This is a genomic window from Peribacillus sp. YIM B13472 (genome assembly GCF_042788005.1).
Classification (GTDB): Bacteria; Bacillota; Bacilli; order Bacillales; family DSM-1321; genus Peribacillus; species Peribacillus simplex_E.
Genome location: NZ_JBHZPG010000029.1, coordinates 43,331 through 69,327 on the forward strand (window position 1 = coordinate 43,331; position 25,997 = coordinate 69,327).

Genomic DNA, 25,997 nt, shown 5'->3' on the forward strand with positions numbered 1-25,997 from the left:
TTATCTTATCGGATTTATGACGAGCATTCCTCACTTTATTTCAACTTTTTTTTCTTGAAGTAAGATATCCTGTTCATAATCAAGTACCGCATCCTCAATGACAGCGATTGGAACGACGCCATTTGCTGCATCTGTATGTCCAAACATCCTGTTGCTGGCCGCAACCATTTTTTGTCTAACTTTCATCCGCTGCTTGCGTTCAGCTGCCAATGATTGTCTTTCTTCTTTAAAATGATCCGCAAAATCATGAACAACCTTTCCTGAATGAAGTTGAGTAGCATCTACAAAATCAATCCGTCGATTACGAAGCTGAAGGTGAATTACATCCCCTGATTTAAGTAAACCTATGCCGCCGCCTTCATACGATTCCGGTGTCATATGTCCTATAGCAGCACCATATGTGACTCCTGAATAGCGGCCGTCGCTAATGATTGTACCGATTTTTTTCATAACACGATTTGCATTGATGTGTTGCATTGGTGTAAACATTTCCGGCATTCCGAATGCTACTGGCCCCTGCCCTGAGATAATGACCGCAATTTTCAATGTGCCTTCTTCAACCATCCTGTCAAATAACTCCCCATATGTAGCAGTTTTTAGAAGAGACCATTCCGGCTCATTGTTGTATTTAAGAGATTCGAGCAATAGATTATGTTCGAAAAGCTTTTGCTCTTTTATTTTTAAAAGCAGATTTGAATCGAGCAGGCTTTTATTTGCATCATCTTCATTTTCGTAATAAAGGACAAATGCAAGCTTATCATCGAATTGGTCAAGCTGTGGTGTCGGCATTCCGCTGATTTTCACAACGGCGCTTTCAAAGAAGTTTCCTTTTAATACATCAACACCGCTGAATCCACGTCGTGGATTGGATAAAATGACCTGATTTTTCTTTACATTAACCGCTTTTAGGCTACTTGTAATCGCAAGACGTTCTTTCCAAGTTTTTGCTGCGACAGTCGGCGCATCCTGATCCATTGGTACACCATTCTCGATAAGTTCATAAAAAAGTGTTTCCATTCCTCTGCTTGTCCCGCTGCAACACTGCATCGCAAGTGAATAAATGTCCCTTCCTTCTGTCAAACTGTAATCAAATAAGTCAGGAATTGGATGTGAATGATGAATGCGGTCAAGGTCCCATAAGCTGAATTTGAATCCTGCATAAAGCATGCCTGCGACAATATGCATCATTAAGTTAGTGGAACCACCCGAAGCGCTGTGAATACGGATTGCATTTTTTATGTTCGCAGCGACAATGTTGGCCACGCCATAGCGCTCTTCGTTTATCATGCCGGCAAAGCTATCAAGCACCGAGTTAATCTGGCGCTGTGTTGGTGGATCGGTTAACAGCTCCACGGCTGGATGAACGAGACCCATGCCTGCCACTAAATGACGTGAACTATTCCCCGTACCATTGAAGGCACATACACCTCCCTGCCCGTCACATGTTGCGACAGCAAGTCTCATTTCAAAATATTTATGCTGTTCCTTCGTCAATATTCCTCTTTCATACGCCCTTTCAAACACGCCCTGAAAAGCAGTATTCGATGAACATTGCAATATATATGCCATCGTATCTCGTAAATCAACGGCTACATCAGTAGCTCCTTTACTTTCCGCTTTTTTCGCAAGAGTTTCCAATTCCTCGATCACGTCAGCTGGAATCGAACCGCCTTCTAATACGTGAGCAGGTGCGAATGTTGCGAAAAAGGGGGCTTCGCCACGGTTTCGGCGAACACGATCAACATGTGCGAGTGCACTTACAACACCAAGAGGCTGCTTATCACACCCTTGAATGACGAATGCACCATGATAACTGTGAGCTTCTAGCTGGTTGACAACCATTTGTGCAACCGCGTTTCGGCTCTGGAGAGAGTAACTCATTCCTTGATTGTTTTGCGCAGTTCCATCACACATTACCGGTGTCGAGAAATGAAACGGCACACCGCCGTTTTGCCAGATACGGATTGCTGCCCGTGCCGACGTTTGGTAATCCATTATGTGGGCCGGATGATCGGACGAGCCACCGATAATTGCGATACGCGGGGCATTCCTCTCGAGCCGCATATAAATTTCTTCAAGCGTCCAATCAGGCTTCCCCCCTTCATATGTGGAGCCAAGCGTCAGTTTCGAACGGTCCAACAAACCCGCAACCGTAATGGGTTCATTTGCTTTTCCCTGTACATTATCGCGGTAAGGGTTTATTTCGTTATCAATTAGTGGATATAGGTGTGTCATCTCAGCACTCCTTTTCTGATTTCAAATGAATTCTTCCATTCTCTAAAAATATTAACGAAGGTTTTTAGTCTAATGCCAATTCTTCTGGTTCTGAAAAGAGCTCTATATTTTTGTTTTTTAAAGCTTCTTCCATCATGCTTTCAGAAATCCAAATTTCACCGATTTCAAGCGTATTTTTTATTCTTACCACTCTCACTTTATTCAAATCGAAGGCATTGCACGTTTTGATAGCAGCTTTAACAGCTAATTCCTGCGTATCTAAAAACATCGGGAGCTTTACTACATCTGTCACTGTGCTTGTGAGTGCATTGGCATAGCCTTTTTCCCATTCGATTTCATTCATGACGGCCTTCGTCGTCATATCAGCCATGCCGATGCCGTTTGCATTACCGTGAGTTTTTTCAGTAAGTCCAAGTACAACGGTCCGTTTAACCTCTGGCCCCCCGGTAGCATATGGAGTGGCGAAGTTCCCCGTAATATTCGGATCCATTCCATCACCCGAAATATCCTTTCCGAGTTCATTTACAATAAGTACGTCGATCGAATCGAAATGGATTTTTGGCATCAATGATTTTGCTTCAAGCAATAGTCCCGGTTCCACTTCCTCCAGTTCCTCTGCTGGGACTGCGACGATTTTCGCTGGTTTATCATAGGCATTTTCAATAGTCGCAAGACCAAATATGATAGGAGCTTTCGCTAAAGAAATTTTCGCCATTTCAGGGACATGTTCCGCCATATACTTAAAGCTGTACGCATGTGCAGCTTCGGCTCCCTTTTGCTTGCCTAAACCGATTGTAATCATTTTCATAAGTCCGCTTTCAACCGGTCCACGAAATGCCGTATGTGGTTTTATCCGATTAATGACTATGATTTTATCTGATTCATATGCAAGCTTATCAATATAGACAGGGAGCCCATTTGGCAATTCATCCAGTTTAATAACTTCCATCGATGACAGTATTGGCGCTCCAACCGATTCTTCTGAAATACCCAGCTGAAGCAACACATCGATTTGTCCTTCCGCTGTAGCGCCCCCATGGCTTCCCATTGCAGGGACTATAAAAGGATTGCCACCAGCCTCCTTAACGGCAGCCACCGATTCTCTTACTAGAGTAGGAAGGTCCGCTACCCCTCTGCTTCCTACTGCAATTGCCACCCTGTCATCTTCATTTATTCTTGATAAGACACCTGCTTCTTTTATCGCCTTCCTCACCTCACCAGCTACATCAGCGATTTGAGGTGTACGAAATTTCTGCCTCACTTTGACCATTTTCGGTAATTGGATTTCACGTAAAAGTTCAGAGATAATATCCATTTTCTACCCTCCAAACAGTCTGGATTATTTACTGCGTACTTTTTCAACTTCACTCATCATTTCCTCTACAAGATCCGGCCCGAATTTTTGAGCATATTCGTCCGTTACTGGTTGGATGACTTTCTTCATTTTTTCCATTTCTTCCGGCTCTACTTCATTGATTTTCATTCCTTCTTCTTTTAGATACTTAAGTGCTTTTTCATTTTCTTTCTGGTTAACTTCCCGTTGATACTTTCCAGCCTCTTGTGCGGCATCACTCATGATTTCTTGCTCTTGCTCTGATAGGCCATCCCAGAACTTTTTACTTACAAGGAATACAAATGGTGTATAAACATGATTTGTAAGACTTAAGTATTCTTGCACTTCATTATATTTTTGCGTTTGAATTGTAGCGAGTGGATTCTCCTGACCATCAACAGTGCCGGTCTCCAACGCAGTAAATACTTCAGAGAAGGCCATCGGCGATGGATTCGCCCCTAACTTTGAAAATGCATCTAAATGCACTTCATTTTGCATGGTACGAAGTTTAAGCCCTTTGAAATCGTCAGCCGTTTTTATCGGATGTTTACTATTAGTTAAGTTTCGGAAGCCGTTTTCCCAGTATCCCAAACCTACTAAATCATGTTCCGGTAATTTATCCAAAAGTTTTTTTCCTACTGCACCATCAAGTACTGTATAAGCTTCTTCTTCATTATTAAAGACAAATGGGAAGTCATAAATTCCAAATTCCTTAATCATACCAACAAGTGGAGAAGTTGAAGGCACTGTTACTTCCTGTAAACCGCCTTGAAGTGCTTCTGTCATTTTCTGATCATCTCCGAGGGTGGCATCAAAAAAGTTTTGGACTTTCATTTTCCCACCGCTTTTTTCTTCAACCAGTTCTTTAAATTTCTCCATTCCTTTTCCTTGTGGATGCATTTTACTATTTCCGATTCCTGCTTTGATTGTTCTTTTCTGAATACCGTCAGCTGAAGCGCTTTCATTTTGTCCGCTTCCGCAAGCGCTTAATAGTAGTAATGAAGGCAGTAAAACTCCAACCGCCAAACGTTTGAACAAATTATTCATTTTCATTTTCCTCCTATTAATAAGATGAATATCAATACAGACCCAATTACTTGTTTAATTCCGTTAGGAGGTAAACCATTCTAGAGGAACCAGCACTAAGGAAGGAAACAAAATCAACAAGATCAATATAATCACTTCAACGAGCAAGAAAGGCCAAATCCCCTTCATGATATCTTCCATACTGATCTTACTGATGCCGCACATGACATTTAAAACGGTTCCGACAGGTGGTGTAAGTAAACCGATGGCGTTATTCAGGATAAACAGGACACCAAAGTAAACTGGATCAATACCTGCAGCGACCACCAATGGCATCAAGACAGGTGTTAGAATAAGGATTGTCGGCGTCATATCCATAGCAGTTCCAACTACGATAACCAATAGGTTTATCATTATTAATAGAAGGAATGGATGATCCATAAATGGCTCCAGCAATCCAATTACCTGACCAGGTAAATCAGCTACAGTTATCAGCCAGGATGACACGAGTGCTGCAGCGACCAGAAACATGACAACACTCGTCATTTTTCCTGCATGAACAAAGACCTCATACAAATCTTTCACTTTCATTTCGCGATAGATTACAAGACCGACAAATATTGCATAGACTGCAGCCACCACTGCCGCTTCAGTAGGTGTAAATAAACCGAATTTCAATCCACCAATGATAATGACGGGCAGGAATAGAGCCCAAATGCCTTGACGAAAAGAAGTAAGTATTTCTTTTTTTGAAGCTCGAGGGTTAACGGCGACTTTATCTTTTCGTGCAACAATGGCCCACGTAACCGTAAGTCCAACCGCTAGTAAAATACCTGGAACGATTCCTGCCATGAACAGCTTTGTAATGGACACACCACTCGCGACACCGAAAATGATAAAGCCAATACTTGGGGGAATGATCGGGGCAATGATACCACCTGATGCAATCAAGCCACTTGACCGGTTCACATCATAACCAGACTTCACCATCATTGGAATTAATATTGCCCCAAGCGCTGCCGTATCGGCAACAGCAGACCCTGATAAACTCGCAAACAACACACTCGCAATGATCGCAACATAGCCAAGGCCTCCCTTGATATGGCCAACCAAATTCATTGCCATCTCAACGATACGCCGTGATAAACCGCCCCGATTCATCGCCTCTCCTGCCAGCATAAAGAACGGTATGGCCATTAGAGGAAAGTTATCCGCGCCACTAATTAGGTTTTGTGCGATAATTTGACTATCAAAAATACCAAGAAAGTACATAAGCACTACGCTACTAACAAGTAAGGCAAATGCAATAGGTATTCCAAGTCCCATGGCTCCCAGTAATGATCCGACAAATACACCTATCATCCCTGCTTCTCCTCCTTAACTATCCTAATATCTGACTCAAATTCATCAGCATGGAGGGAAATTAGCTCTTCTGAATCACTTATCATCACCAATTCTTCGTCTTTAATTTTATTGAAGAAAATCCGATACAAATTGAAAATGATCATGCTGCCCATTGAAACACTTACAAGAATGCCTGTCCCATATACAAAAGCCAGTGGCATTCCAGTGGCCGGTGCAGCACTATCAATGTTTATCATAGTCATTTTCCAGCTTCCATCCAGGATTAAGAGAAGAACGAATAACATCATCAAATCACTAATAACTAGTACCACTTTTTTCATCTTATTCGGGAGCCGTTTAATGACCATGTCGACACCTAAGTGTTCTTTGTTTTTGAAAGCTCCGATGGCGCCGAGGAACGTCAACCAAATAAAGAGATACCTTGACATTTCTTCTGACCAAGTAATCCCTGAATTAAAGAAATAACGAAGAACTACATTACCAAACACGAGTACGACCATTATTGCTAATGCAGCTGCCATAATAATGTTTAACGAATTTTCCAAGATTCTGGATATTTTATTCACCTATACATCTCCCCCTTCCTATCTAGAGTGCCTGCTTCATTCTGCTTTTATTTTTCCGACGAGCTCCTCCGCCCAGTCATTTTCCTCAAAGACTTCATCATAAACAGGTTGAGATGCTTTTAACATTTTTTCTGAAAAGTCTTCGTCAGGCGTAGTGAATTTGATTCCATTATCCTTAAGATATGCTTTGTCATCATCATAACTTTTTTCCATCAATTCAAACTCATATGCTGCCGACTCTTTTGCTGCTTTTTGAATGATTTTTTGTTGCTCCTTTGTTAGCCCTTTATAGAATTTGCTATTGATAATGTAAATATTGGGGCTGAACATATGCTTGGATTCTAATACATCACTTTGAACTTCATTCCATCCCGAGGATCTCAGCGTGGCAATGGGATTATCTTGAGCATCAACTACCTTTTGTTCAAGTGCGGTAAAAACTTCTGAAATAGGTAATGGGCTAACGTTCGCTCCCAATGATTCACCTAATTTTATGTAATTCGGGATGTTCGGCATTCTGAGTCGAAGTCCATCAAAATCTTTCATACTCTTAATTGGACGATTACTCGAAAACATCCTAAATCCGTTTGCACTCCAAGCAAGCGGTGTCACTCCATGTTTTGGATCAAGCTCTTCTGTCAATTCCTCTCCGATAGGTCCATTCAATACCTTCTTTACATGATCGTAATCCCTAAATAGGAAGGGCCATTCCGGAACACCCATTTTAGGAATGTCCGACTGCATAATTAGTCCTGGAACACCCATTTCGATCGTTCCATTTCTGACGCCGTCATAAAATTCTTTTTCCGCACCTAATGTACTGTTCGCATAAATCCGAACCTCTAGTTCACCATTACTCTCCTTTTCAACCATTTTTTTGAATTTTTCTTTCAAGGCAATGTTTTGAGGATGATTTTCAGCAAAATAATGTGCCACTTTAATCGTTTTCTTTTCAACTCCAGATCCACTGGTTTTTTCTCCCTCGCCTCCACCACATCCTGCTAAAAGGAATGCCATTGCTAGAGTTAAGCTTGTGGAGAATACAAAAAACTTTCTTTTTTTCAATAAAAACCCTCCCTAAAGTTTTTTTGTAAGCGTTATCATTTATGATTGATCTTAATAACTTCTCCTCACCCTTGTATAAGCCAAAATTAATTTGTTTTATAATATAAAACTCCGTTTTTGTTTTATTCGGAGTAAGGAAAACACTTCACCTCTAATTACGTTTTTCTAGTTGATTCATGACTTTTTAAACGATTAATAAAATGAAGGGTAATTTGTTCTATAATATAAAACTAAGTTTTTGAATTTGAAATCTTACGTTGATTATAAGCTTCCATTTTTACTAATGTCAAACCATTTTTTGAATTTTATAACAATTTAACAAATCCTCTATTTCACTAATTAATATGTAGAGGTTCAACATTTCATAATCTCATCCTTCCAGTCAAGATTTATAGAATCAGAACGGAAAAGAGTATTTATTTTTTTCTATACTAGGACTTGTGATAATGATTTGCCTTTGCTTGATGGGAATGGGGAACTATCCCTTAACTACGTAGTTATCTGAGTTATGGTAATATTTATACATTTGGTAAATGATTCCAAAGTACATGGAAATATCAATTTTCATATGGTGAAGTCTGGAAGAAGGAAAGGAGAGGGGTTATTATAAAAAAATTATTAAATATTGTGATGGTAATAACGCTTGTCTTTGGACTGTTTTTTGCGATTGCACCGGTGAATAAAGCATTTGCCTTGTCCTACGATAATACAAACCCTTATTCGACAGGTTGTGCTTCTAAAAGCCCAATCACTTATGAAACGGAATATATTTATAAAAACGGTGTAAAAATTGGATATGTGCAGCTAAAAGGAAGTGCGTATTGTCATACGGCGTGGGGTTACTTAAAGTTTTATTCGGCTGCTCCTTACGATTATTATGCAAATGTTTGGGTTGACAGTTTTAATGGCAAGACCAAGAGAGCAATACAAGTTGTGCTAGTTCCGGTGGTAACGGATGGATAATGAAAGGCCAGACATCCTGTTATACTGCACAATTATGGAATTTAGATCCGTATAATGCTTTGGCTAAGGCAGGCATTTATTCTTCAACTGGGGCTCTCATTATTTCTGCGAACACTGGTCGTTATTAATGGGTTATTAATGCAACCTACCTGTTAACGACTTTTCTCGATGGAATTGCGTTTTGGGCATCTTTTCTCATTTTGCCTGCTATGCACAGTACATTTCGCAGTTCAATGCGTGATCAATTTTCTTTGTTAACAACCCCTTCGAATCTTAATGGCTTTTATCATTCCATCTCATGGATTTGGAGCGACGATGCTGTTTTTCAGTATCTCGTTCCAATCCTGAAAGGAATGGACCAATCAGTTTGATCTTGTTTGGCTACGGATTTATTTCCATTTTCAGCAACTTACTCGCTGGTAAAATGGCCAGCTACAATGCTATGAACGCCTCCGGTTTGTTTTCCTCGTCCAAGCAATTGTTCTGATCAGTTTTTATTGGACGACAGATAATTTTATCTTTGGATTGGTTAACATTAGCTTGATGTCATTAATGGCCACCCTTTTCAATTTTGATAGTATAATTGAATCAATGGAGTCCTCCTTACATTGAAGCGATCCGTTTTCTTGCTTCCCAAACGTCACGGATTTTCATATCTTTTCTTTCCTTTGTTAGTTTTGTATTTATCATGTTGTCCTCCCCATCCTGATCATCATTCTAAGTATTCATAAGATAAATACTAATTTTCTATAAGATATATCAATTGTAAAACTGAGAAACTTTTCATACAGATTGTTTTATAAAACTATTAATGTTGAGATTACATAATACTAAAAAAGATGAATCCAACCCCTATACCGTATCCATTCCATTGAATATCCATGTATTCTAAAAAAATATTTTTAAATTGGCCTTGCAATAAAAAGGATTCCTTGTTATATTACAGTCAATTAAATATTTTCTTACTTCATACTTTTTGAAGTGAGGATAGAGGAGCAAAGACCATTAGTACACATATTGAGGAGAATGAGATCCTATGACTATTGTGGAAAGGGGAATTTGCCGAAGCGGAAAGAATCTCATGTTCTTGAAGCTGGTTCTGCTATTGAATAAATGCAGGACTGTCATATAGGAAACTATATGGAGGGCTATCTTATGCGCGGAAACATTTTTTTGATAAATATTGTTTCTACTGCAGCAGCGAATCCTCGTTGTTGCTTTTTTGCGTTTACTCCTGAATGGCCCTAACCACCTCTGAACTTTTTAAAAAATTATACAAAAGGGTGTGAAGTTATGAATTTTGGCCAAGTTTTAACCGCAATGGTTACCCCGTTTAATCATAATGATGAGGTTGATTTCAATGCTACGAGAACTTTAGTAAATTATTTAATTGCTAATGGTTCTGATGGATTAGTAATAGCAGGTACAACTGGAGAGTCTCCTACATTAACTCAAGAAGAGAAAGTAGATTTATTCAAAATTGTTGTAGAAGTTGTTGATGGAAGAGTCCCAGTCATAGCTGGAACTGGCTCAAATAACACGAAGGCTTCTATCAGCTTAACAAAACAAGCAGAGGAAGCAGGAGTCGACGGAATCATGCTCGTTACCCCATACTATAACAAGCCGTCTCAAGAAGGATTATTTCAGCACTTTAGTGCTATTGCCCATTCAACATCATTACCGGTAATGCTTTATAATATCCCAGGACGAAGTGTTGTGAACATGTCAGTAGAGACAATTGTTAGTCTCTCGAAAATCAACAATATTGTGGCAGTAAAAGAAGCAAGTGGTGACTTAGATGCCATGGCACAAATCATAAGCAAAACAACTAGCGATTTTACATTGTACAGCGGCGATGATGGGTTAACATTACCGGTTTTAGCCATTGGTGGAACAGGTATTGTTTCGGTTGCTTCACACATAATTGGTAATGAAATGCAAGAAATGATCAATAGCTTTAAAAATGGTGATGTCCAAGGTGGTGCCACTGCACATCGTAACCTTCTTCCAATTATGAAAGCATTATTTGCTGCACCAAGCCCAGCACCGGTAAAATCAGCATTAAATATGCGGGGGTTAAATGTTGGAGGTGTCCGCTTACCATTGGTCCCTTTAAACCATGAAGAAAAAAGAGCACTACAAATAGCTCTACAACCGAGTAACGCAGAAGCAATTTTGTTAAGTAAATAAACTTAATGATTCATTAAGCGAGTGTGATTAAAAATCATAATAAACGGGCGAAATTTAAAAAAGCAGTGCAAACTCCTAAAGAATTGTACTGCTTTTTAATCAATGCACGGCTAAGTACTTAAACTAGTTGAGCAATATAATAATTTTATAAGATTAAGGGAAAAAGCAGAATTTACATTTTCAAGAAAAATATTTGGTGTATCCAGTAGGAATTGTAAATTTCAAATTTTCTATAGAACTGATTTTATTGGGGATTGATCATAAGCTTAGTATTTCTAGTGATAATGATATGTAATTATTGAAAGACAGAGTCGTTCCTTAGTATCCATTCAAAAGAAATAAAGTAATTGATAGCTTTGACTTTCAAAATTCCGAGCGAACATTCGTTCAACTTAGAAATGGATTTATATTTACTTATATAACTTGATATTGAATAAATAGCCTATGTTCTCGTTTAGCAAAGGCTATTTTTTTTGACAAGTTTTTTTATCCAACCCCTTTTTTCTCTTGGCCTGAAGTCGCTGTCCTTAGGACTTCATTTTTTTATTCCTTCTTCTACTTTTCTCTCTCTCTTGTTCTATTAAAAAACGTTCGTAAAAGTGTACTTTACGAACGGGACTTTTTTTCTATATGGGTAAAACCGTTGAATATTTAATTTCTCTGAGAGCTAGGCTAGTTTGAATTCTTGTTATGCCTAATTTATTTAACTTTCTAATAAATATTTCTAATTCCTTCCGATCTTTGTTAGCCACTTTTAAAAGATAATCATACTCACCTGTTAAACAATGGCACTCTAATACTTCTGACATAGAAGCTAATGCCTTCTCCAAAACTTCCAGTTTTTCAGCTTGATGTATATTCGTACTCATAAAAATAAAACATAATAAATCAAAACCTAGCTTCTCTTGGTTTAAAATTGCTACTTGTCCATTAATAAATCCTTCATTTTCCAAACGTTTTATCCTTGAATGTATAGCAGGTGGAGATAACTTGACACGCTTTGCAAGCTCAGTATTGCTTAACTGTGCATCCTTTTGCAGTAAATCTAAAATTTGAATATCAACATTATCTAGAACCTTGCTTACGATAGATTCCACTTATAGTCACTCCTTTTACAATTGTTCCAAAAACGGTACCATCTCAATAGCAAAACTTAATTTAATTCTGTATATCAGTAATATTTTTTAATATTATTTTAAGTTTCTTCTATTATACAAAACAATATATAAAGTAACGAACTAAAATGTTAAAATTAGTAGTAATTAATTATGAAAATTGATATGTCATTGTGCACAATGGCTTCGATCTTTTTTCACTTCAACTGTGAAAGATGAAAAGGAGCAATAAGATATGCAGTATTATTATTTTTCGTTATTACTTTTAACAAGTTTATTATGGGGTGGAAACTTTGTCGTAGGAAAATCGCTTGTCGGTCATGCTTCTCCGATGACGTTGACAAGCTTAAGGTGGATCATTGCTATTGGTTGTCTTTTGCCAATTGTATGGTGGAAAGAAAGAAAGATATTCCCCCCTCGAAGTGCAATCCTTCCTTTATTTTTGATGGGAATTACTGGTGTAGTTCTCTTTAATCTATTACAATTTGCAGCTTTAGAGAAAACATCCGCCACTAATGTTGGATTAATATCAACATTAAACATGATTTCAATTGCTGTTTTTTCATTTTTCTTTTTAAAAGAAAGAATTAATATTCTTCAAATGTTTTCTATGTTTTTTTCGCTTATTGGCGTAATACTTGTACTTTCAAAAGGAAATATTGATCTATTCCTTTCATTACGATTTAATACAGGTGATTTATATATGATGGCTGCTGTATGCGTTTGGGGAATATATTCCGTTTGTAGCAAATGGGCCATGATAACAACTACACCCATGATGTCTACATTATATTCTGGTATATTTGGACTTATAGTCCTTCTTCCGTTTAATTTTTCTAATTTTACAGTGTCTAATATAAATACTTCTTTCATACAATCTATTTTATATACAGGCGTTATCTCTACTGTAGCATGTATGGTACTTTGGAACATTGGTGTACAAAAATTAGGTACAACAACATCAGGTATTTTCTTGAATTTCAATCCTATTTTCACTGCAATTTTAGCCTTTCTATTATTAGGTGAAAAAATGACGTGGGTACAAGGAATTGGTAGTGGAATTGTGATTATAGGCTGTTATTTGTTCTCACATTTTAAAGCGAAGGTGATTTTCAAAAAGAATTCCAGACAATCGCAGATTCAAGCATGATTTTTTTCAAAGTCTATAAAGGTAATATCTCTCGTGATTAATTTTCTATATATACATAAAAGCCTGATCCAAGGTGGATACAGGCTCGTTTGTTCAAAAACTTTCCGGATAATGAATTAATAAAAAAGTGCTAATTTTAACATCTTACATATTTGCGTTTAAAGCCAAGCCTTCCTTTATCGACTTCTTTTTGAATACTTTCGTAAGCATTTAGAAAACTGCTTTTTTTCTTGTCCCGTTTTTGACTTCTACTGTCCCTATTGCCTTTGCAGTCTCGACTGCCTTTTCATGGAGTGGCAAATATGAAATCCCCACGGTGTATAGAAAATTATTCATAGCGGATTTCGTTCGTTCTGGCGAATCGTGAATCGTATTTTTCACAATATCAAGCATATTGGAAATCTTGCTTTCGGAAAATTCAACGTCTAGCCGATTCCCTAAAAGCCAGCAGTAGCAACTCTGAGCCCGCTGACATTCTCAGCTCTTCACCGCTTGCGATCCATTTATCAGCAACTTCTTGTGCAATATCTGACTCCGCTAAAGTTACGGCCACTACAAAATCGGACAGCATAAAAATACGCAGCATCCATCCAACGATCATAATCCGACTCAGTCATGGCTTTTGGATCTGCAATAATGCCTGCAAGGTACATTGCATCGTAGTTCCCCGTGGAATAAAGCTCTTCAGCTAAACGGTGACTTTATTTTCTTTGCAATTGGTTTCATAGCGCCTGTAGCCACGCCAAAAAGCGGCTCATGCGCACCATTGGATATGTACATTTTTTAGTTCGTTCCTTGCCAAGGCTTCAAGTTCCTGCATAACCATCTCTAAATTCATCGCTTAGCACTTCCTTCATTTGATAACGAAAAGAATTTCAATTCCTAAATCGAATGCTGTGAGTGATGGAGAATATTTTGCAAACTTATTTGGTAAGAATCTTCTATTACCGGTTCAGACATGAACATTCACCTTTTTTACTGGGATTTTACAACTGTCCATCAAGCTTTAGCAAATCATTATCAAACGCTATTTTTCATGTAATATGATGGTAAGTAAGTTTTTTCATTCTAAAGGTTTTTCATTCTATTAGTAAGAAAAGCCATAGCTCCCCGCTTATTGAAGTAAAGCAGTCAGTACAATAAGCGGGGAGCTTTAAAACAGTCACATATAAAAGTATCTGAAATATGTTTTTCATAACCAGTGTTTTGGATACTGTCTTGTTTGAAATAAATTATTATAAATCATCGATATAAAAACTAATAATAAGGTACCTATTACAATCGGAATCAGGAATCCCCAACCAACTTGAGAATTGATCGAAACAAGGGCACTAGCTGCTGCGGGAGGGTGAACGGTTTTTGTAAAAGTCATTATAATTAATACAATAGCCAGTACCAGACCGATAATGAATAGGCTTTTACCAAAGATGTTCCAAATGATAAGGGCTGTTGTTGTAGAGATTATATGTCCTCCAATAACATTACGGGGCTGTGACAAGAGACTTTTATGCGCACCAAAAACAATAACACAGCTCGCCCCAAGAGGAGCTAATGCCATAGGATATCCTATATAGACAGCTATAAAACTAATAATGATAATAGCAATGAGTCCACCTATAGCTGAAACAAAGGAATCCATATAATCAATTCTGTCTTTTTCTCTAGCTTCGCCCTTCATTTTCTTTAAATATGCTGTTAAACCAGCGTTTTGTTGATTACTCCAACTTTTTTCAAGACTTTTTTCAAATTCCATAATTTATGTTTTCCTCACGTTTTCTAAGTAAGTCGACAAGTCGACAGGATTTTTATATATTGTTATCTTACAGGAAAACAAGGAATTTTTAAATATATATCTGAATTTTCATTTTTTCCCATAAAACAGTTAATACTCCCCCTTAGTCTGTGAAGCTTCATTATAGTTTGTTATTTTATGAGGATTTGGCGTTATTAAAGAGTATAGATTAGTATCAAATGAAACATCATTCTGGTACATATAATTTCTCAATATCCCTTCTTTTTTGAAACCTAAATTTGTCAACAACTTACTGGAAGCCTTATTTTCAATAAAAACAACTGCTCCAATACGCGTTAGGTCAAGCTCTTTAAAACAATAAGAAATCACCTTACTGGCTGCTTCTGTTGCATAACCGTTACCCCATTCATTTGGGAAAAGTGCATAGCTCAGTTCTGCTCTCTTATGTTCATGAGACCATTCTTGAAATCCAATTGTCCCAATGATGCCTTTCTTCCCTTTCAATTCAATTCCCCATTTAATACCGCGTTTTTCATCGAAATTCTTTGAAAAATTTCTAATGATTTGCTTCACCTGATCTGTATTTGTTAATGGAGTTTGCCCATAATATCGTAATACCTCTGGATTGGAAAAGCATTTTAATATATCTAATGCATCACCTTCCACCAATTCTCTCAAGATCAACCGTTCAGTTTCTAATATAGGAAACATTTTAACACTTCCTTTGCTTAAAACTAAATTCCTTTTAAAAATCATGGCCTATTTCGATCAGGGGCTCTCCTCAATAAATTTGTGGCGCAACAACTGTATAATAAATGAAACAAGATAATAAACAAGCTCTTATAAAGCTAAAGGGTGCTTTCTAAGGTTGGCCGGTTTAAACTGGTTGACCTTTTTTAAAAATGGAAGTCTGATATATCAGTAGTCAGGGAAGTACTGTTATGTTCTATAGTTATTACAACATTTCCCTTCTTGTTTCCTTTCTCTACATATGTATGGGCTTGAACTATTTCTTCAAACGAATAATATCTGTCAATGACCACGTTTAACTTCCCCGCTTCAAGTTCTTTGAGGAAGTTTAGAGCTTGGGGGGTTTCCGGTGAATTTTGACTCAATATCAGCTTCTTGCTGGTTGTCAATTTAGTGCATAGCATTCTAACACCGGTTACCGATACGGTGACATTTAGATAGGTTCCGTCCTTCTTCAGCGATTTCATACAAGCTGAAAACGGACTCTTGTTTACTGCTTCAAAAATAACATCATAGGTCTCACCATCGCTGGAAAAATCCTCTGAAGTGTAATCAATGACCTTATCCACTCCAAGAGATTTTACCAATTCTACATTCGCGGTATAGCAAACCCCTGAAACTTTTGCTCCGAAATACTTGGCAATTTGTATTGAATAACTTCCGACGCTTCCTGAAGCACCATAGACAAGAACCTTTTGACCACTCTGAATGTTAGCTTTGTAAGATAAAACAATGCTATACGTGCCCCAATTGGAATGACTGCGGCTTCCTCAAAAGATAAATTAATAGGTTTAAAGGAAACTGGCCCGTCTTCAGGCATGCATTTATACTCGGCATAAGCACCATAACCCACTTGGAAAGCTGCAAAAACCTGGTCACCTGCTTTAAACAGCTTGGCATCTTTTCCTACTGACTCAACTTCCCCAGATTACTCCAGGCCCAATATGGATTTCTTGGGACGCCTTAATGCCATTATTATCAGAGCAGGCAGAACAGAGAGGGAAACTGTAAAGCTCCGAGACCGAATATCCCCCATTGTTACCGTTTTCGTTTTCACTTTTACCAGTATTTCATTTACCTTAGGAGCAGGCTTTTCTACCTCTTTCAATTGAAGAACGTCGGGGGGGGGGACCTTACGTGTACACGATTGCTTTCATTAATCCTCCTCCAATTCGTTATATTTACTTAATATCTACGAATCTTCAATAACGGTACTTGTGTTTAATAAAAAATAACCCGAATACCAAATAATTACAATCCAAACCAAAAAATGTTAACTGGAATTCTTGAATGTTAAGTTAAGCTTTGGACTTCATTTGTATTATTCCGGATCCATTCCAGTAAGCGAGCAACATTTAAATAATATCTTTAAACGTGTTTACAATAGCTTACTCTCCTTCATTTATCTTCATGCCTCTAATAAGCACTTCAGCTACTTCAGGATCGTGTAAACTCAAATGGCGGGATAAGTCCCTTCCGGAGCATTTCCTGGACTTTGGTTCCACTTAAACCTATCTCCATATTTATGGGGCATGTTTTCAAGGAAGCCATATTCAAACATGCTTTGCAGAAAAGCTGTGTTCTAAGAAAAGGGGTTTTCTGCCTATTTTCAGCGGGTCAAACTGGCTAAAGATTTCTTCGGCATCATAGTACATAATAATTGCCTCACCCGAATGATCTCGGCCGACAAGTATTTTTAATGAAGTTTTCCTCCACTTTATATTCCCCTTCAATTCCTTTTATAAGAAAAAATCCATTCGTATTGAATGGATTTTAATCAATCGTTTGCTTTCCTGATGCTTAACAATAGAACTTAATGCCCCCTTGTACTTGTTATCAATATACAACACTGCACCAAGCTGACTAAACTTTAACCTAAGAATATAAGCCTCTCTGTCTATAAAGCACTTTTATGATGATCAGCATACAATATTAGTCTGAATAACTATATCCGCTAATCAAATTACATAATTGTTCATAATGCTTTTCTTTGTCTACCTCTACACGATTAGGAAAAATGCACTTTCATACTTTAGATTCAATAAAAGCAGCAGCTCCCGCCACAGCCAAGACCAATAAGATTGGAAAAGCAGCAGGAAAATAATAATAAGTAAGTACAGTAATAAGGGAACACCAAAACCCTACACACCAATAACAACTTAAAAGCGAACCTATGAAATAACGAAGTCCTGACCCTTTTATTTCAATGATTTCCTCCAATTGTCCAGAGGCATTTTCTTGGATGGTGGCAGTCAAGAAAGGTTTTCTGATGAATGAAGTGATTTCGTCAAATACAATTAAATGAGTTAACCGGAAGGTAGCCAATATTAATATAAAAAAATCAAGCCATTCAATAGCCAACACCTATTCACCTCCTAATCTTTCTTTTACTATTTTATGATTTGAATTTTGATTATATAAATATACATTTATAAATCCCGAAATTTTATTAGCCCATTTTCTAAGAAAAATGTACCCATAAAAAGATATCCCCATAGTATGTTAATGTGTTCAAAACCTGATACTGAAGGGAAAGATGTTTGATGAAAAAAAGGAACGTCAAATCTATTCAGGGCCGACAAGTGGTACCGAACCCCATCGGACCTGAATGTATTCGTGTTACAAAAGTATATGACTGGGTTGTTCTAACAAATCGTGATCGCAATAAAGTTCAAATACCTGAGGAATGTTTTGCAGCAATTGAAGATGCACGCCATGAAGGTAACACAATAACAGCTACTTGTTCGGAAGTAGCTGGTACACGAAGCTGTGATTTTATCGGAGCAACTCCAGCTAACATTCCTAGTGTTCCAGGTGCCCAAATTGTTTCCCTAGCCTTCCATGTCCATATCCGCGTCCAATTCTTTTGCAATGGAGCACCACTACCAGGGTGTAATTTCGTAGTACCTGTTAGTTTCATGGATGAAGTAATCCTATGTTTCCCAGAGGGAACAGAAATCAACTGTAATATTTTCGATGTTCAATGTACAGTTGTTTTAAATCAAATGCTTGGTGATATGGTTGTACTAGATGTGACCATGTGTAAAGATGTTCAAGTCGAGGCTGAGGTTAAGCTTGAGGTCGAGGCTAAGTTCTGTGGACCACGTCCTGTCATTCCAATTCAAGAAGAAGGGTTCGTGTGCCCAACACAACCATTCCCGCAACAATGCCCAACTTTCTTCCCGACAACTAACTGCTTATGCCAAGGTGCAGCAGAATTCAATGGCGAAGCATCCATCCTTGTATTTGAGGACGGTCTAGGTGGTCCAACAACAGGAAACTTAGATTTGACTGCCCTAGTTTGTGACCAATGTACCCTTTCTGGTAGCAGGATTCAAGTTACCTACATCGATACATTAGGACCTACTCCTACTCCAACTGGAACCCCAGATGCTGATATTGACCAAAGCTTCACGTTTACAGCCAATGACTTTAGCCAGCCTACATGTGTTACAAATGCTGCTGGAGTAGTAACTGGGCTTACTGTAACTGGTACCGGTGTTATAACACCAGCCGGAGGTGTACCAGAAAATGCGTCATTCACACTAACTCTAGCTGATGCTGATCCTTTAGGAGATACTGCTACACTTTTAATAACTGGCGCAACTTCAACTGTTACTATTGCTTTGACAGAAGTAGCTAACCCTGGATTAGAAGTTGAAACAGGAGATTGCGATCGTTTTCCAGGATAATAAAAAAACCCGAGGGATGATACTCTCTCGGTTTTTTTTTGTAAAGAAAATTGGAAAATCTGATACCATTATTTACTTCACCACTTAGTAAATGTATCACGGATTTTAGGCGACCCATTTATTAATTATTAGGTTACATAAGGATTCATGTTTTCATATTTATAGAGCATACCTATAAAAGGAGAGAAAAAAATGGCATCTGATAAGCTAAGACGTAAAGTAAGAAGAAAATTAGGAATTTCCAACCTGCAACCCGCTCAACAACAACAACAACTAAGCACTCCCTCTACCCTTCAGGTTCGGCCAGTACGAGCAAAAGGTTGCTGTGGAAAAAACAAATGATCTAAGTTTGACATCCGGTACTTTTTACATCACTAATCAAGTTAGGCAAAAATTGATTTCTCATTGCAAACGGGAACTTCCTTATGAAGCCTGTGGACTGCTTTCGGGGGAAAATGGGGTCGCAGAAACAATTTGGCCGATGGAAAATGTCAATAGGAGCTCCTTTTCCTACTCGATGGATTTAGATCAAATTCGTCATGTATTTGAACTTATCGATAGGAGGAATGAAGATTTGATTGGCATCTACCATTCCCATCCAACAGATTGTGCTTATCCGTCAGAAGGAGATATTTCCTTAAATAACTACCCAGAGGTAGCTCACCTTATTATTTCGTTTGCAAATTCGACCCCTGAATTAAAATGTTTCCAAATAACTGGAAGAAAGGTCTTTCCGATACAATTAAAATTCCTAAACTGAATTTAGTGCAAATAGATACTCGCACCTCTTCCTTATGAATTAAAGGTAGAATCTGCGAGTATTATTTTATATTTATTTCCCTACAATGATTATATTTAGTTTTGTTTCCTATTTAGGAAAACTGATCATTCCACTTTTTTACTAGGTCAGAATGTTTGTATTCCTTTCCATCAAGAATCATATCAAGGGCATGCCCGAAATCAATGGCAACCTTCTGGGTCAATTTTGCAATTCTTGGAGCTAAAATGGTTGCCGGAATCCCGGCAGAAATTAACGCCATTTCCCATTCCTGATTAGACTGTAGCTCATTTTGCACTCCACTTAATTCTGCATATCCATTTAAATCTATACTTCCAGTAATTTGCACGCCTTGATCTTTAAAAATGATTTCTGCTTCTTTTGAACGGCGTCCAACAAGAAATACCTTCTTATTACTCAGCCATGGCCATAATTTCCCCTCGTCTAAGAGGCTATGCATGATCCAAGCACAACAAGCTTTCGAAGGCATGAACTTCAGTTGTTTAAGTACATTTCGAGTTTGTTTTGCCCAAGGATCCAGTCTCCAAGGAGCTATCAAACCGGCAATGTCTGTATCCCGCAATGACCTGACCAATTCCCTCCTAATTATTTCTGGTGAATTGGATATGCCCGCATAAGATTCATACCGTTTAAACTCCTGAACTAATAATCCATTGTCTGGCCAGCTTAAATAGCTTATTTCACCTATTCCAAAACGGGCAAGAGAAAAGCCTTTATTCTGTTTTATTGCTTGGTCCAATAATTTTATCACTTTCATATTATCTAATAAGTATTTCTCAAAGTGATAATTCCCTTCAACCAACCCACTTCCACCCCCCATATGCTATGCCATTTACCCTTTTACATTATTGTTTCTTCGTTAATAATAAGGAAATTTGATTACTTGAACTGATTTCAAGATCTTGTTCTTTAAAAAACACAAAAGCTTCTACACGAATATTGCTGTTTTCTACAGGTTGAATGACGCTTATTTGTAAGTTAGTTAAAGATTCTGTTTGCCTAGGGTTAATATTTTTAGATTGAATTGGACATATCCAGGTTTCTCCCTTCTCCATTTCTTCAAACCATTCATCATTCATATATTTCCACCCTTTTGTTTCTTCATTTTTCATTACCCCCAAAGTATTGGCAACATTCGGCGGCAATATTTGCCCCGATATTTTTATACTTTCTGAAGGGGTGGAACGCAGACAGATAACCGGGTTCCGCAAAACTTCCGTACCTATATTTTTAATATGAAGATTTCCAATAAGCTTGATTTTGTTACGTTCTTTAAGTTCTTCAATAAAAATATGATAATCTAAAAACACTTCTGCTTCTTTTCTTTTATTAATAGTTGGTTTCTTTAATAAAAACTTTTTCTTTTCTGGTAACTTTTTTTCTTTTTGCAAGGCAGGTTCTAATTTTAACCCAGTATTTTGAGAATGAACAAACATGTTTGACAAAATTTCAATTGGAACTAATGACAAAACAGATAAAGGCGAACTATCTTGAAATCTGGCTAATATTCCTATTGTTATGGACATCGCATATTTTTCACCAAATTTCCCCCAAAAATCTTCTTCCGTAATAACAGGATACATTATCTGTATATTAATAAACGGGTTATTTGCGCCTCTAACTACCTCATTAGATTTAAATTTTGTTCCAGTTCTTGTACATTCATAATGAAAAATATCCAATAACTTTTTATTAGTTGATTTTGAATTATGAATTAATTCAAGAATGGGATCTTTTATTACTGGAATTTCAAAGAGTGATAAGTATACATGAAAATCAGCCCTTTCTGATTCCTTCTTTTCATCTATAAGAATCACCTTTGCCCCACATGCAGAAAGGAATGTTTGAATATACTCCAGCACCTTCCTTTCTAGAAGGTGCTTTCTAAAGGTGTTATGTTTAACATCATAATCGGAAGAAAGTACAATTCTTTTACCATGCAAGGCAGAATATAATTGTACTTTCTGATTTTCAGTATCTGGCTGCACATCAAAACCCATTTCCCTAAAAAGATAAGTAACCGCCGGGAGAGACTCATAAGGTATGGTTCCTGCCTCCTTATCTCCAACTTCTACTCTAAAATCCATTTATGTATCCCCCTTTATGTTAATCCTGTTACAGATTTGGTTTTCAAAAGGATAAAATAATACCGTGCTGCTTGTTACATCACAACCCTTATATCACTCAATATTAATGATATGTAAGAGTAATGAAGAAATGATAAAGAATAAACATAGCGGTCTTTAATTGTTAGTGAAATTGTAAGGGAATAAAAAGATAATATATAATCACCAATTTGAAATACGGTACATATAACTATTATGGAATCATTTATAAGGGGATCAGTGTTTGATTAAAACCCGTCACATGAATATTGTAAAAAATTTAAATTAAAGATTTTCGGTCAAGATGATAATTTTATGAGGAGGAATTTACTTTTGTCTACGATGCCCCTGCAATGATTTGGGTGTCGCTGTGTTCCTTATCACGAAGCAACACCAATACTCTCACGAACGAGTGCTCCATATAAAGTTACCACACCCATAAAAATCTTGATAAACATCTCCGCATAGGAACCTCTTGGTCATTTACAGTAGCTGTATCTCATCCTGTCTAATTGATTCCTTATTGGCAATGGCGGGAGATTGCAGCCTGTTCACACGTGATCAAAAATAAGGAGTGGTTATTTTTGTATACAGATGATGAAAAAGCCAATGAAATACAAAAAAGTAAATTGAATAAAATAACTCCAGTACAACTTCAGCAAATGATCATTCACCTTAGATCTGAACTTTCCCTATACAAATCAAAAGTTAATGAATACGAAGTGGATTATAGTAAAAAGAAAATAAGAAAATTAATAAAACATAACGAAGAAATGATAAATGAACAAAGAACATATCAAGAACTAATCAATCGGAAGGAACATGAAAGGAAGAGTGCAGAAACCAAGGTTCAGAAATTAGAAGAAGAAATAAAGAAATATAAGACCGAACTACAGTACGTTAAAGAAACCAAAACAAATGAAGAAATGAACAAAAATGACATAAAAACACTTGTAGATAAGAATAAAATATTACAAGGGGAAATTGCTTCTCTTCAAAAGAAAATTCAAGATTATGAGTCCGCCCAAAAACAGAATGTAAAAGATGAGGAATTCAAAAAGTTCGGCGATGAAGGTTTTAAAAAAATGGCGGATGGGCTTTCAGAGGTGAAATCACTTCTTGCTCCAGTAAATAAAAAAATAACTAATTTAGATGTACAAAGCATTAATTTAGAGATTGAGAAATTAATTGAAAAAGTCATGTTTTATTTTCAAGAGCAAAACACTTTCAAAAACGAAATTCAAGAGTTAAAAGGAACCATTCATTCTCTCAACGAAAAAGAAATGAATTATAAATATGAAATGAATCAACTTACTAAAACCATTGATCTTTTATTCGATCAAGAAAAGCAATATAAAGTGGAGATAAATAATTTAGAAAAAACTCTATCAGATGAGGAAGAGCGTCATATACAAGATAATAAAAAATATAAACATCAAATTGAAAATTACGTTTCAAGGATCGGCCACCTATCCGAACAGGAAAGTCAATATAAAGTGGAGATTGAAAATTTAGAGAAAGCTATGATCGAACTTTCTGAAAAGGAAAATCATCATAAACAAGTGATCGAAAACTTTAAACATGAAATTGAACATTATACTCAAACGATCGGCCACCTATCCGAACAGGAAAGTCAATATAAGGTGGACATTGCAAATTTAGAGCAGATGATTACCGAACTAAAGGAAAAAGAGAAATACCATCAACATGAAATCAATCAGTTAAATCAAAAGATTAGCGTTGTATCCGATGAACAAGAAAATAAATATATAGTGGAGATTGCAAATTTAGAAAAATCCATGATCGAACTTTCCGAAAAGGAAGAGCAGCAGAAACAAGTGATCGAAAACTTTAAACATGAAATTGAAAATTATGTTCAGACAATCGACCACCTATCGGAACAGCAAAGTCAATATAAGGCGGACATTGCAAATTTAAAACAGATGATTATGGATCAAAAGGAAAAAGAAAACTTTCATCAACAAGAAATCAATCAGTTAAATCAAACGATTAGCATTATATCTGAACAAGAAAATAAATATATACTGGAGATTGAAAATTTAGAAAAAGCCATGATCGAACTTTCCGAAAAGGAAAATCATCATAAACAAATTATCGAAAGCTTTAAACAAAAAATTGAAAATTATACTCAAATAATCGGCCACCTTTCCGAACAGGAAGGTCAATATAAGGCAGACATTGCAAATTTAGAACAGACGATTAACAATTTAAAGGAAGATGAAAACTACCATCACCAAGAAATCGATCAGTTAAATCAATCGATTAGCGTTGTATCTGAACAAGAAAATAAATTAAAAGCGGAGATTTTAAGTTTAGAAAAAGCGATGATTGAACTTGCCGAAAAGGAAAATCATCATATACAAGTTATCGAAAACTTTAAACATGAAATTGAACATAATACTCAAACGATCGACCACCTATCGAAACAGGAAAGTCAATATAAAGTGAACATTGAGAATTTGGAACAGATGATTACCGATCTAAAGGAAAAAGAGAACCTCCATCAGCAAGAAATCGATCAGTTAAATCAAACAATAAGCGTTGTATCTGAAAAAGAAAATAAATATAAAGCCGAGATTGAAAGTTTAGAAAAAGCCATGAATGAACTTGCCGAAAAGGAAGAGCATCATAAACAAGTGATCGAAAACTTTGAACATGAAATTAAAAATTACACTCAAATGATCGGCCACCTATCGGAACGGGAAAGTCAATATAAGGTGGACATTGCAAATTTAGAACAGATAATTATTGATTTAAAGGAAAAAGAGAACTACCATCAGCAAGAAATCAATCAGTTAAATCAAACGATTAGCGTTGTATCTGAACAAGAAAATAAATATAAAGTGGAGGTTGTAAGTTTAGAAAAAACTATGATTGAACTTGCCGAAAAGGAAAATCATCATAAAAAAATTATCGAAAACTTTAAACATGAAATTGAACATTATACTCAAACGATCGACCAACTATCGAAACAGGAAAGTCAATATAAAGTGAACATTGAGAGTTTGGAACAGATGATTACCGATCTAAAGGAAAAAGAGAACTATCATCAACAAGAAATCGATCAGTTAAATCACACGATTAGCATTGTATCTGAACAAGAAAATAAATATAAAGTGGAGATTGATAAATTAGAAAAAGCCATGATTGAACTTTCTGAAAAAGAAGAACAGCAGAAACAAGTGATCGAAAACTTTAAACATGAAATTGAAAATTTTAATAAAATGATCGGCCACCTATCGGAACGGGAAAGTCAATATAAGGTGGACATCGCAAATTTAGAACAGATGATTATTGATTTAAAAGAAAAAGAGAACTACCATCAGCAAGAAATCAATCAGTTAAATCAAACGATTAGCGTTGTATCTGAACAAGAAAATAAATATAAAGTGGAGATTGAAAGTTTAGAAAAAGCCATGATTGAACTTTCCGAAAAGGAAAATCATCATATACAAGTTATCGAAAACTTTAAACATGAAATTGAAAATTATGTTCAGACAATCGACCAACTATCGGAAAAGGAAAGTCAATATAAGGTGGACATTGATAACTTAGAAAAAGCTAATAACCGACTTACCGAAAAAGAAGACCACTACAAGCAAGAAATTGATAATTTACATCAATCCATCGGTCTTGTTTCGGAGCAAGAAAGTAAATATAAAGCCAAGATTGAAAACCTGGAGCAAATGATTATTAATTTTAAGGAAAATGAAAATCAACATCAACAAGAAATCGATCAGTTAAATCACACGATTGCTCTTGTTTCGGAGCAAGAAAATAAATATAAAGCCGAGATTGAAAACCTGGAGCAAATGATTATTAATTTTAAGGAAAATGAAAATCAACATCAACAAGAAATCGATCAGTTA

20 protein-coding genes, 3 pseudogenes and 1 riboswitch are annotated in these 25,997 nt (G+C 36.7%); of the genes and pseudogenes, 8 read left to right on the forward strand and 15 right to left on the reverse strand.

The features are described 5' to 3' along the window. Positions 1–30 precede the first annotated feature (30 nt). The 6 genes from ACFX4I_RS19485 to ACFX4I_RS19510 all read right to left on the reverse strand — a co-directional run bounded on the left by ACFX4I_RS19485 (position 31) and on the right by ACFX4I_RS19510 (position 7,590). Positions 31–2,235, reverse strand: a complete 2,205-nt coding sequence (locus tag ACFX4I_RS19485) for a dihydroxy-acid dehydratase domain-containing protein (protein WP_377422455.1) — start codon at positions 2,233–2,235, stop codon at positions 31–33. 64 nt (positions 2,236–2,299) lie between these two features. Further along, on the reverse strand, positions 2,300–3,550 hold the full coding sequence (locus tag ACFX4I_RS19490; RefSeq protein ID WP_230303252.1) for a nickel pincer cofactor-dependent isomerase, group 22: 1,251 nt from the start codon (positions 3,548–3,550) through the stop codon (positions 2,300–2,302). Between the two features lie 24 nt (positions 3,551–3,574). Next, on the reverse strand, positions 3,575–4,621 hold the full coding sequence (locus ACFX4I_RS19495) for a TRAP transporter substrate-binding protein (protein ID WP_377422457.1): 1,047 nt from the start codon (positions 4,619–4,621) through the stop codon (positions 3,575–3,577). Between the two features lie 57 nt (positions 4,622–4,678). Beyond that, entirely contained in the window at positions 4,679–5,956 is a 1,278-nt protein-coding gene (locus tag ACFX4I_RS19500; protein WP_377422459.1) for a TRAP transporter large permease subunit, read from the reverse strand. After that, positions 5,953–6,525 carry a TRAP transporter small permease gene (locus tag ACFX4I_RS19505; protein ID WP_377422461.1) on the reverse strand — a complete coding sequence of 191 codons (573 nt, stop codon included), beginning with the start codon at positions 6,523–6,525 and terminating at the stop codon, positions 5,953–5,955. The genes ACFX4I_RS19500 and ACFX4I_RS19505 overlap by 4 nt, the downstream gene beginning before the upstream one ends. Positions 6,526–6,561: 36 nt before the next feature. Further along, complete coding sequence (locus ACFX4I_RS19510; protein ID WP_230303256.1) at positions 6,562–7,590, reverse strand: TRAP transporter substrate-binding protein; 1,029 nt, start codon at positions 7,588–7,590, stop codon at positions 6,562–6,564. Between the two features lie 675 nt (positions 7,591–8,265). On the opposite strand from ACFX4I_RS19510, the gene ACFX4I_RS19515 reads away from it, so the two are divergent. From ACFX4I_RS19515 to dapA, 3 genes and pseudogenes are all read left to right on the forward strand, one after another. Further along, complete coding sequence (locus ACFX4I_RS19515; RefSeq protein WP_377422463.1) at positions 8,266–8,553, forward strand: DUF2690 domain-containing protein; 288 nt, start codon at positions 8,266–8,268, stop codon at positions 8,551–8,553. 137 nt (positions 8,554–8,690) lie between these two features. After that, a pseudogene (locus ACFX4I_RS19520) lies at positions 8,691–9,117 on the forward strand (MFS transporter); the annotation flags it as partial. A gap of 416 nt (positions 9,118–9,533) precedes the next feature. Further along, positions 9,534–9,712: riboswitch (Lysine riboswitch) on the forward strand. Between the two features lie 134 nt (positions 9,713–9,846). Further along, positions 9,847–10,743, forward strand: coding sequence for a 4-hydroxy-tetrahydrodipicolinate synthase (gene dapA, locus ACFX4I_RS19525; protein WP_377422465.1), 897 nt, complete (start codon positions 9,847–9,849; stop codon positions 10,741–10,743). A gap of 626 nt (positions 10,744–11,369) precedes the next feature. Here the strand turns inward: dapA and ACFX4I_RS19530 are convergent. Beyond that, complete coding sequence (locus ACFX4I_RS19530) at positions 11,370–11,840, reverse strand: Lrp/AsnC family transcriptional regulator (RefSeq protein ID WP_098369458.1); 471 nt, start codon at positions 11,838–11,840, stop codon at positions 11,370–11,372. Between the two features lie 253 nt (positions 11,841–12,093). Here ACFX4I_RS19530 and ACFX4I_RS19535 point away from each other — a divergent pair, with 253 nt between their 5' ends. Beyond that, entirely contained in the window at positions 12,094–13,008 is a 915-nt protein-coding gene (locus ACFX4I_RS19535; RefSeq protein WP_377422467.1) for a DMT family transporter, read from the forward strand. 136 nt (positions 13,009–13,144) lie between these two features. Here ACFX4I_RS19535 and ACFX4I_RS19540 read toward each other — a convergent pair. The 6 genes and pseudogenes from ACFX4I_RS19540 to ACFX4I_RS19565 all read right to left on the reverse strand — a co-directional run bounded on the left by ACFX4I_RS19540 (position 13,145) and on the right by ACFX4I_RS19565 (position 17,875). Beyond that, positions 13,145–13,846 (reverse strand): annotated as a pseudogene (locus ACFX4I_RS19540) (DNA alkylation repair protein). 354 nt (positions 13,847–14,200) lie between these two features. Next, the gene (locus ACFX4I_RS19545) at positions 14,201–14,761 is read right to left on the reverse strand and encodes an HPP family protein (protein ID WP_377422469.1); all 561 of its coding nucleotides are present in this window, start codon (positions 14,759–14,761) and stop codon (positions 14,201–14,203) included. 129 nt (positions 14,762–14,890) lie between these two features. Further along, entirely contained in the window at positions 14,891–15,472 is a 582-nt protein-coding gene (locus ACFX4I_RS19550; protein ID WP_377422471.1) for a GNAT family N-acetyltransferase, read from the reverse strand. 185 nt (positions 15,473–15,657) lie between these two features. Next, positions 15,658–16,668, reverse strand: a pseudogene (locus tag ACFX4I_RS19555) (NAD(P)-dependent alcohol dehydrogenase). Positions 16,669–16,948: 280 nt separating this feature from the next. Then, entirely contained in the window at positions 16,949–17,062 is a 114-nt protein-coding gene (locus ACFX4I_RS19560; RefSeq protein ID WP_377422473.1) for a hypothetical protein, read from the reverse strand. Positions 17,063–17,536: 474 nt separating this feature from the next. After that, positions 17,537–17,875, reverse strand: a complete 339-nt coding sequence (locus ACFX4I_RS19565; protein ID WP_377422475.1) for a DUF1360 domain-containing protein — start codon at positions 17,873–17,875, stop codon at positions 17,537–17,539. 179 nt (positions 17,876–18,054) lie between these two features. Here ACFX4I_RS19565 and ACFX4I_RS19570 point away from each other — a divergent pair, with 179 nt between their 5' ends. The 3 genes from ACFX4I_RS19570 to ACFX4I_RS19580 all read left to right on the forward strand — a co-directional run bounded on the left by ACFX4I_RS19570 (position 18,055) and on the right by ACFX4I_RS19580 (position 19,963). Beyond that, on the forward strand, positions 18,055–19,203 hold the full coding sequence (locus tag ACFX4I_RS19570; protein ID WP_377422477.1) for a BMQ_0737 family morphogenetic spore coat protein: 1,149 nt from the start codon (positions 18,055–18,057) through the stop codon (positions 19,201–19,203). 192 nt (positions 19,204–19,395) lie between these two features. Then, on the forward strand, positions 19,396–19,545 hold the full coding sequence (locus ACFX4I_RS19575; protein WP_377422479.1) for a hypothetical protein: 150 nt from the start codon (positions 19,396–19,398) through the stop codon (positions 19,543–19,545). Continuing rightward, positions 19,529–19,963 (forward strand): M67 family metallopeptidase, encoded by a 435-nt coding sequence (locus ACFX4I_RS19580; protein ID WP_377422481.1) that lies wholly within the window; start codon positions 19,529–19,531, stop codon positions 19,961–19,963. The genes ACFX4I_RS19575 and ACFX4I_RS19580 overlap by 17 nt, the downstream gene beginning before the upstream one ends. 112 nt (positions 19,964–20,075) lie before the next feature. Here ACFX4I_RS19580 and ACFX4I_RS19585 read toward each other — a convergent pair whose 3' ends face one another. Both ACFX4I_RS19585 and ACFX4I_RS19590 read right to left on the reverse strand, forming a co-directional pair. Next, a complete protein-coding gene (locus ACFX4I_RS19585; protein WP_377422483.1) occupies positions 20,076–20,804 on the reverse strand; it encodes a GT-D fold domain-containing protein in 729 nt (242 codons plus the stop codon). 43 nt (positions 20,805–20,847) lie between these two features. Then, positions 20,848–22,089, reverse strand: coding sequence for a hypothetical protein (locus ACFX4I_RS19590; protein ID WP_377422485.1), 1,242 nt, complete (start codon positions 22,087–22,089; stop codon positions 20,848–20,850). Between the two features lie 602 nt (positions 22,090–22,691). Between ACFX4I_RS19590 and ACFX4I_RS19595 the strand changes: the two genes are divergently transcribed. Next, a partial coding sequence (locus ACFX4I_RS19595; RefSeq protein ID WP_377422487.1) for a hypothetical protein occupies positions 22,692–25,997 on the forward strand: 3,306 nt, incomplete at its 3' end.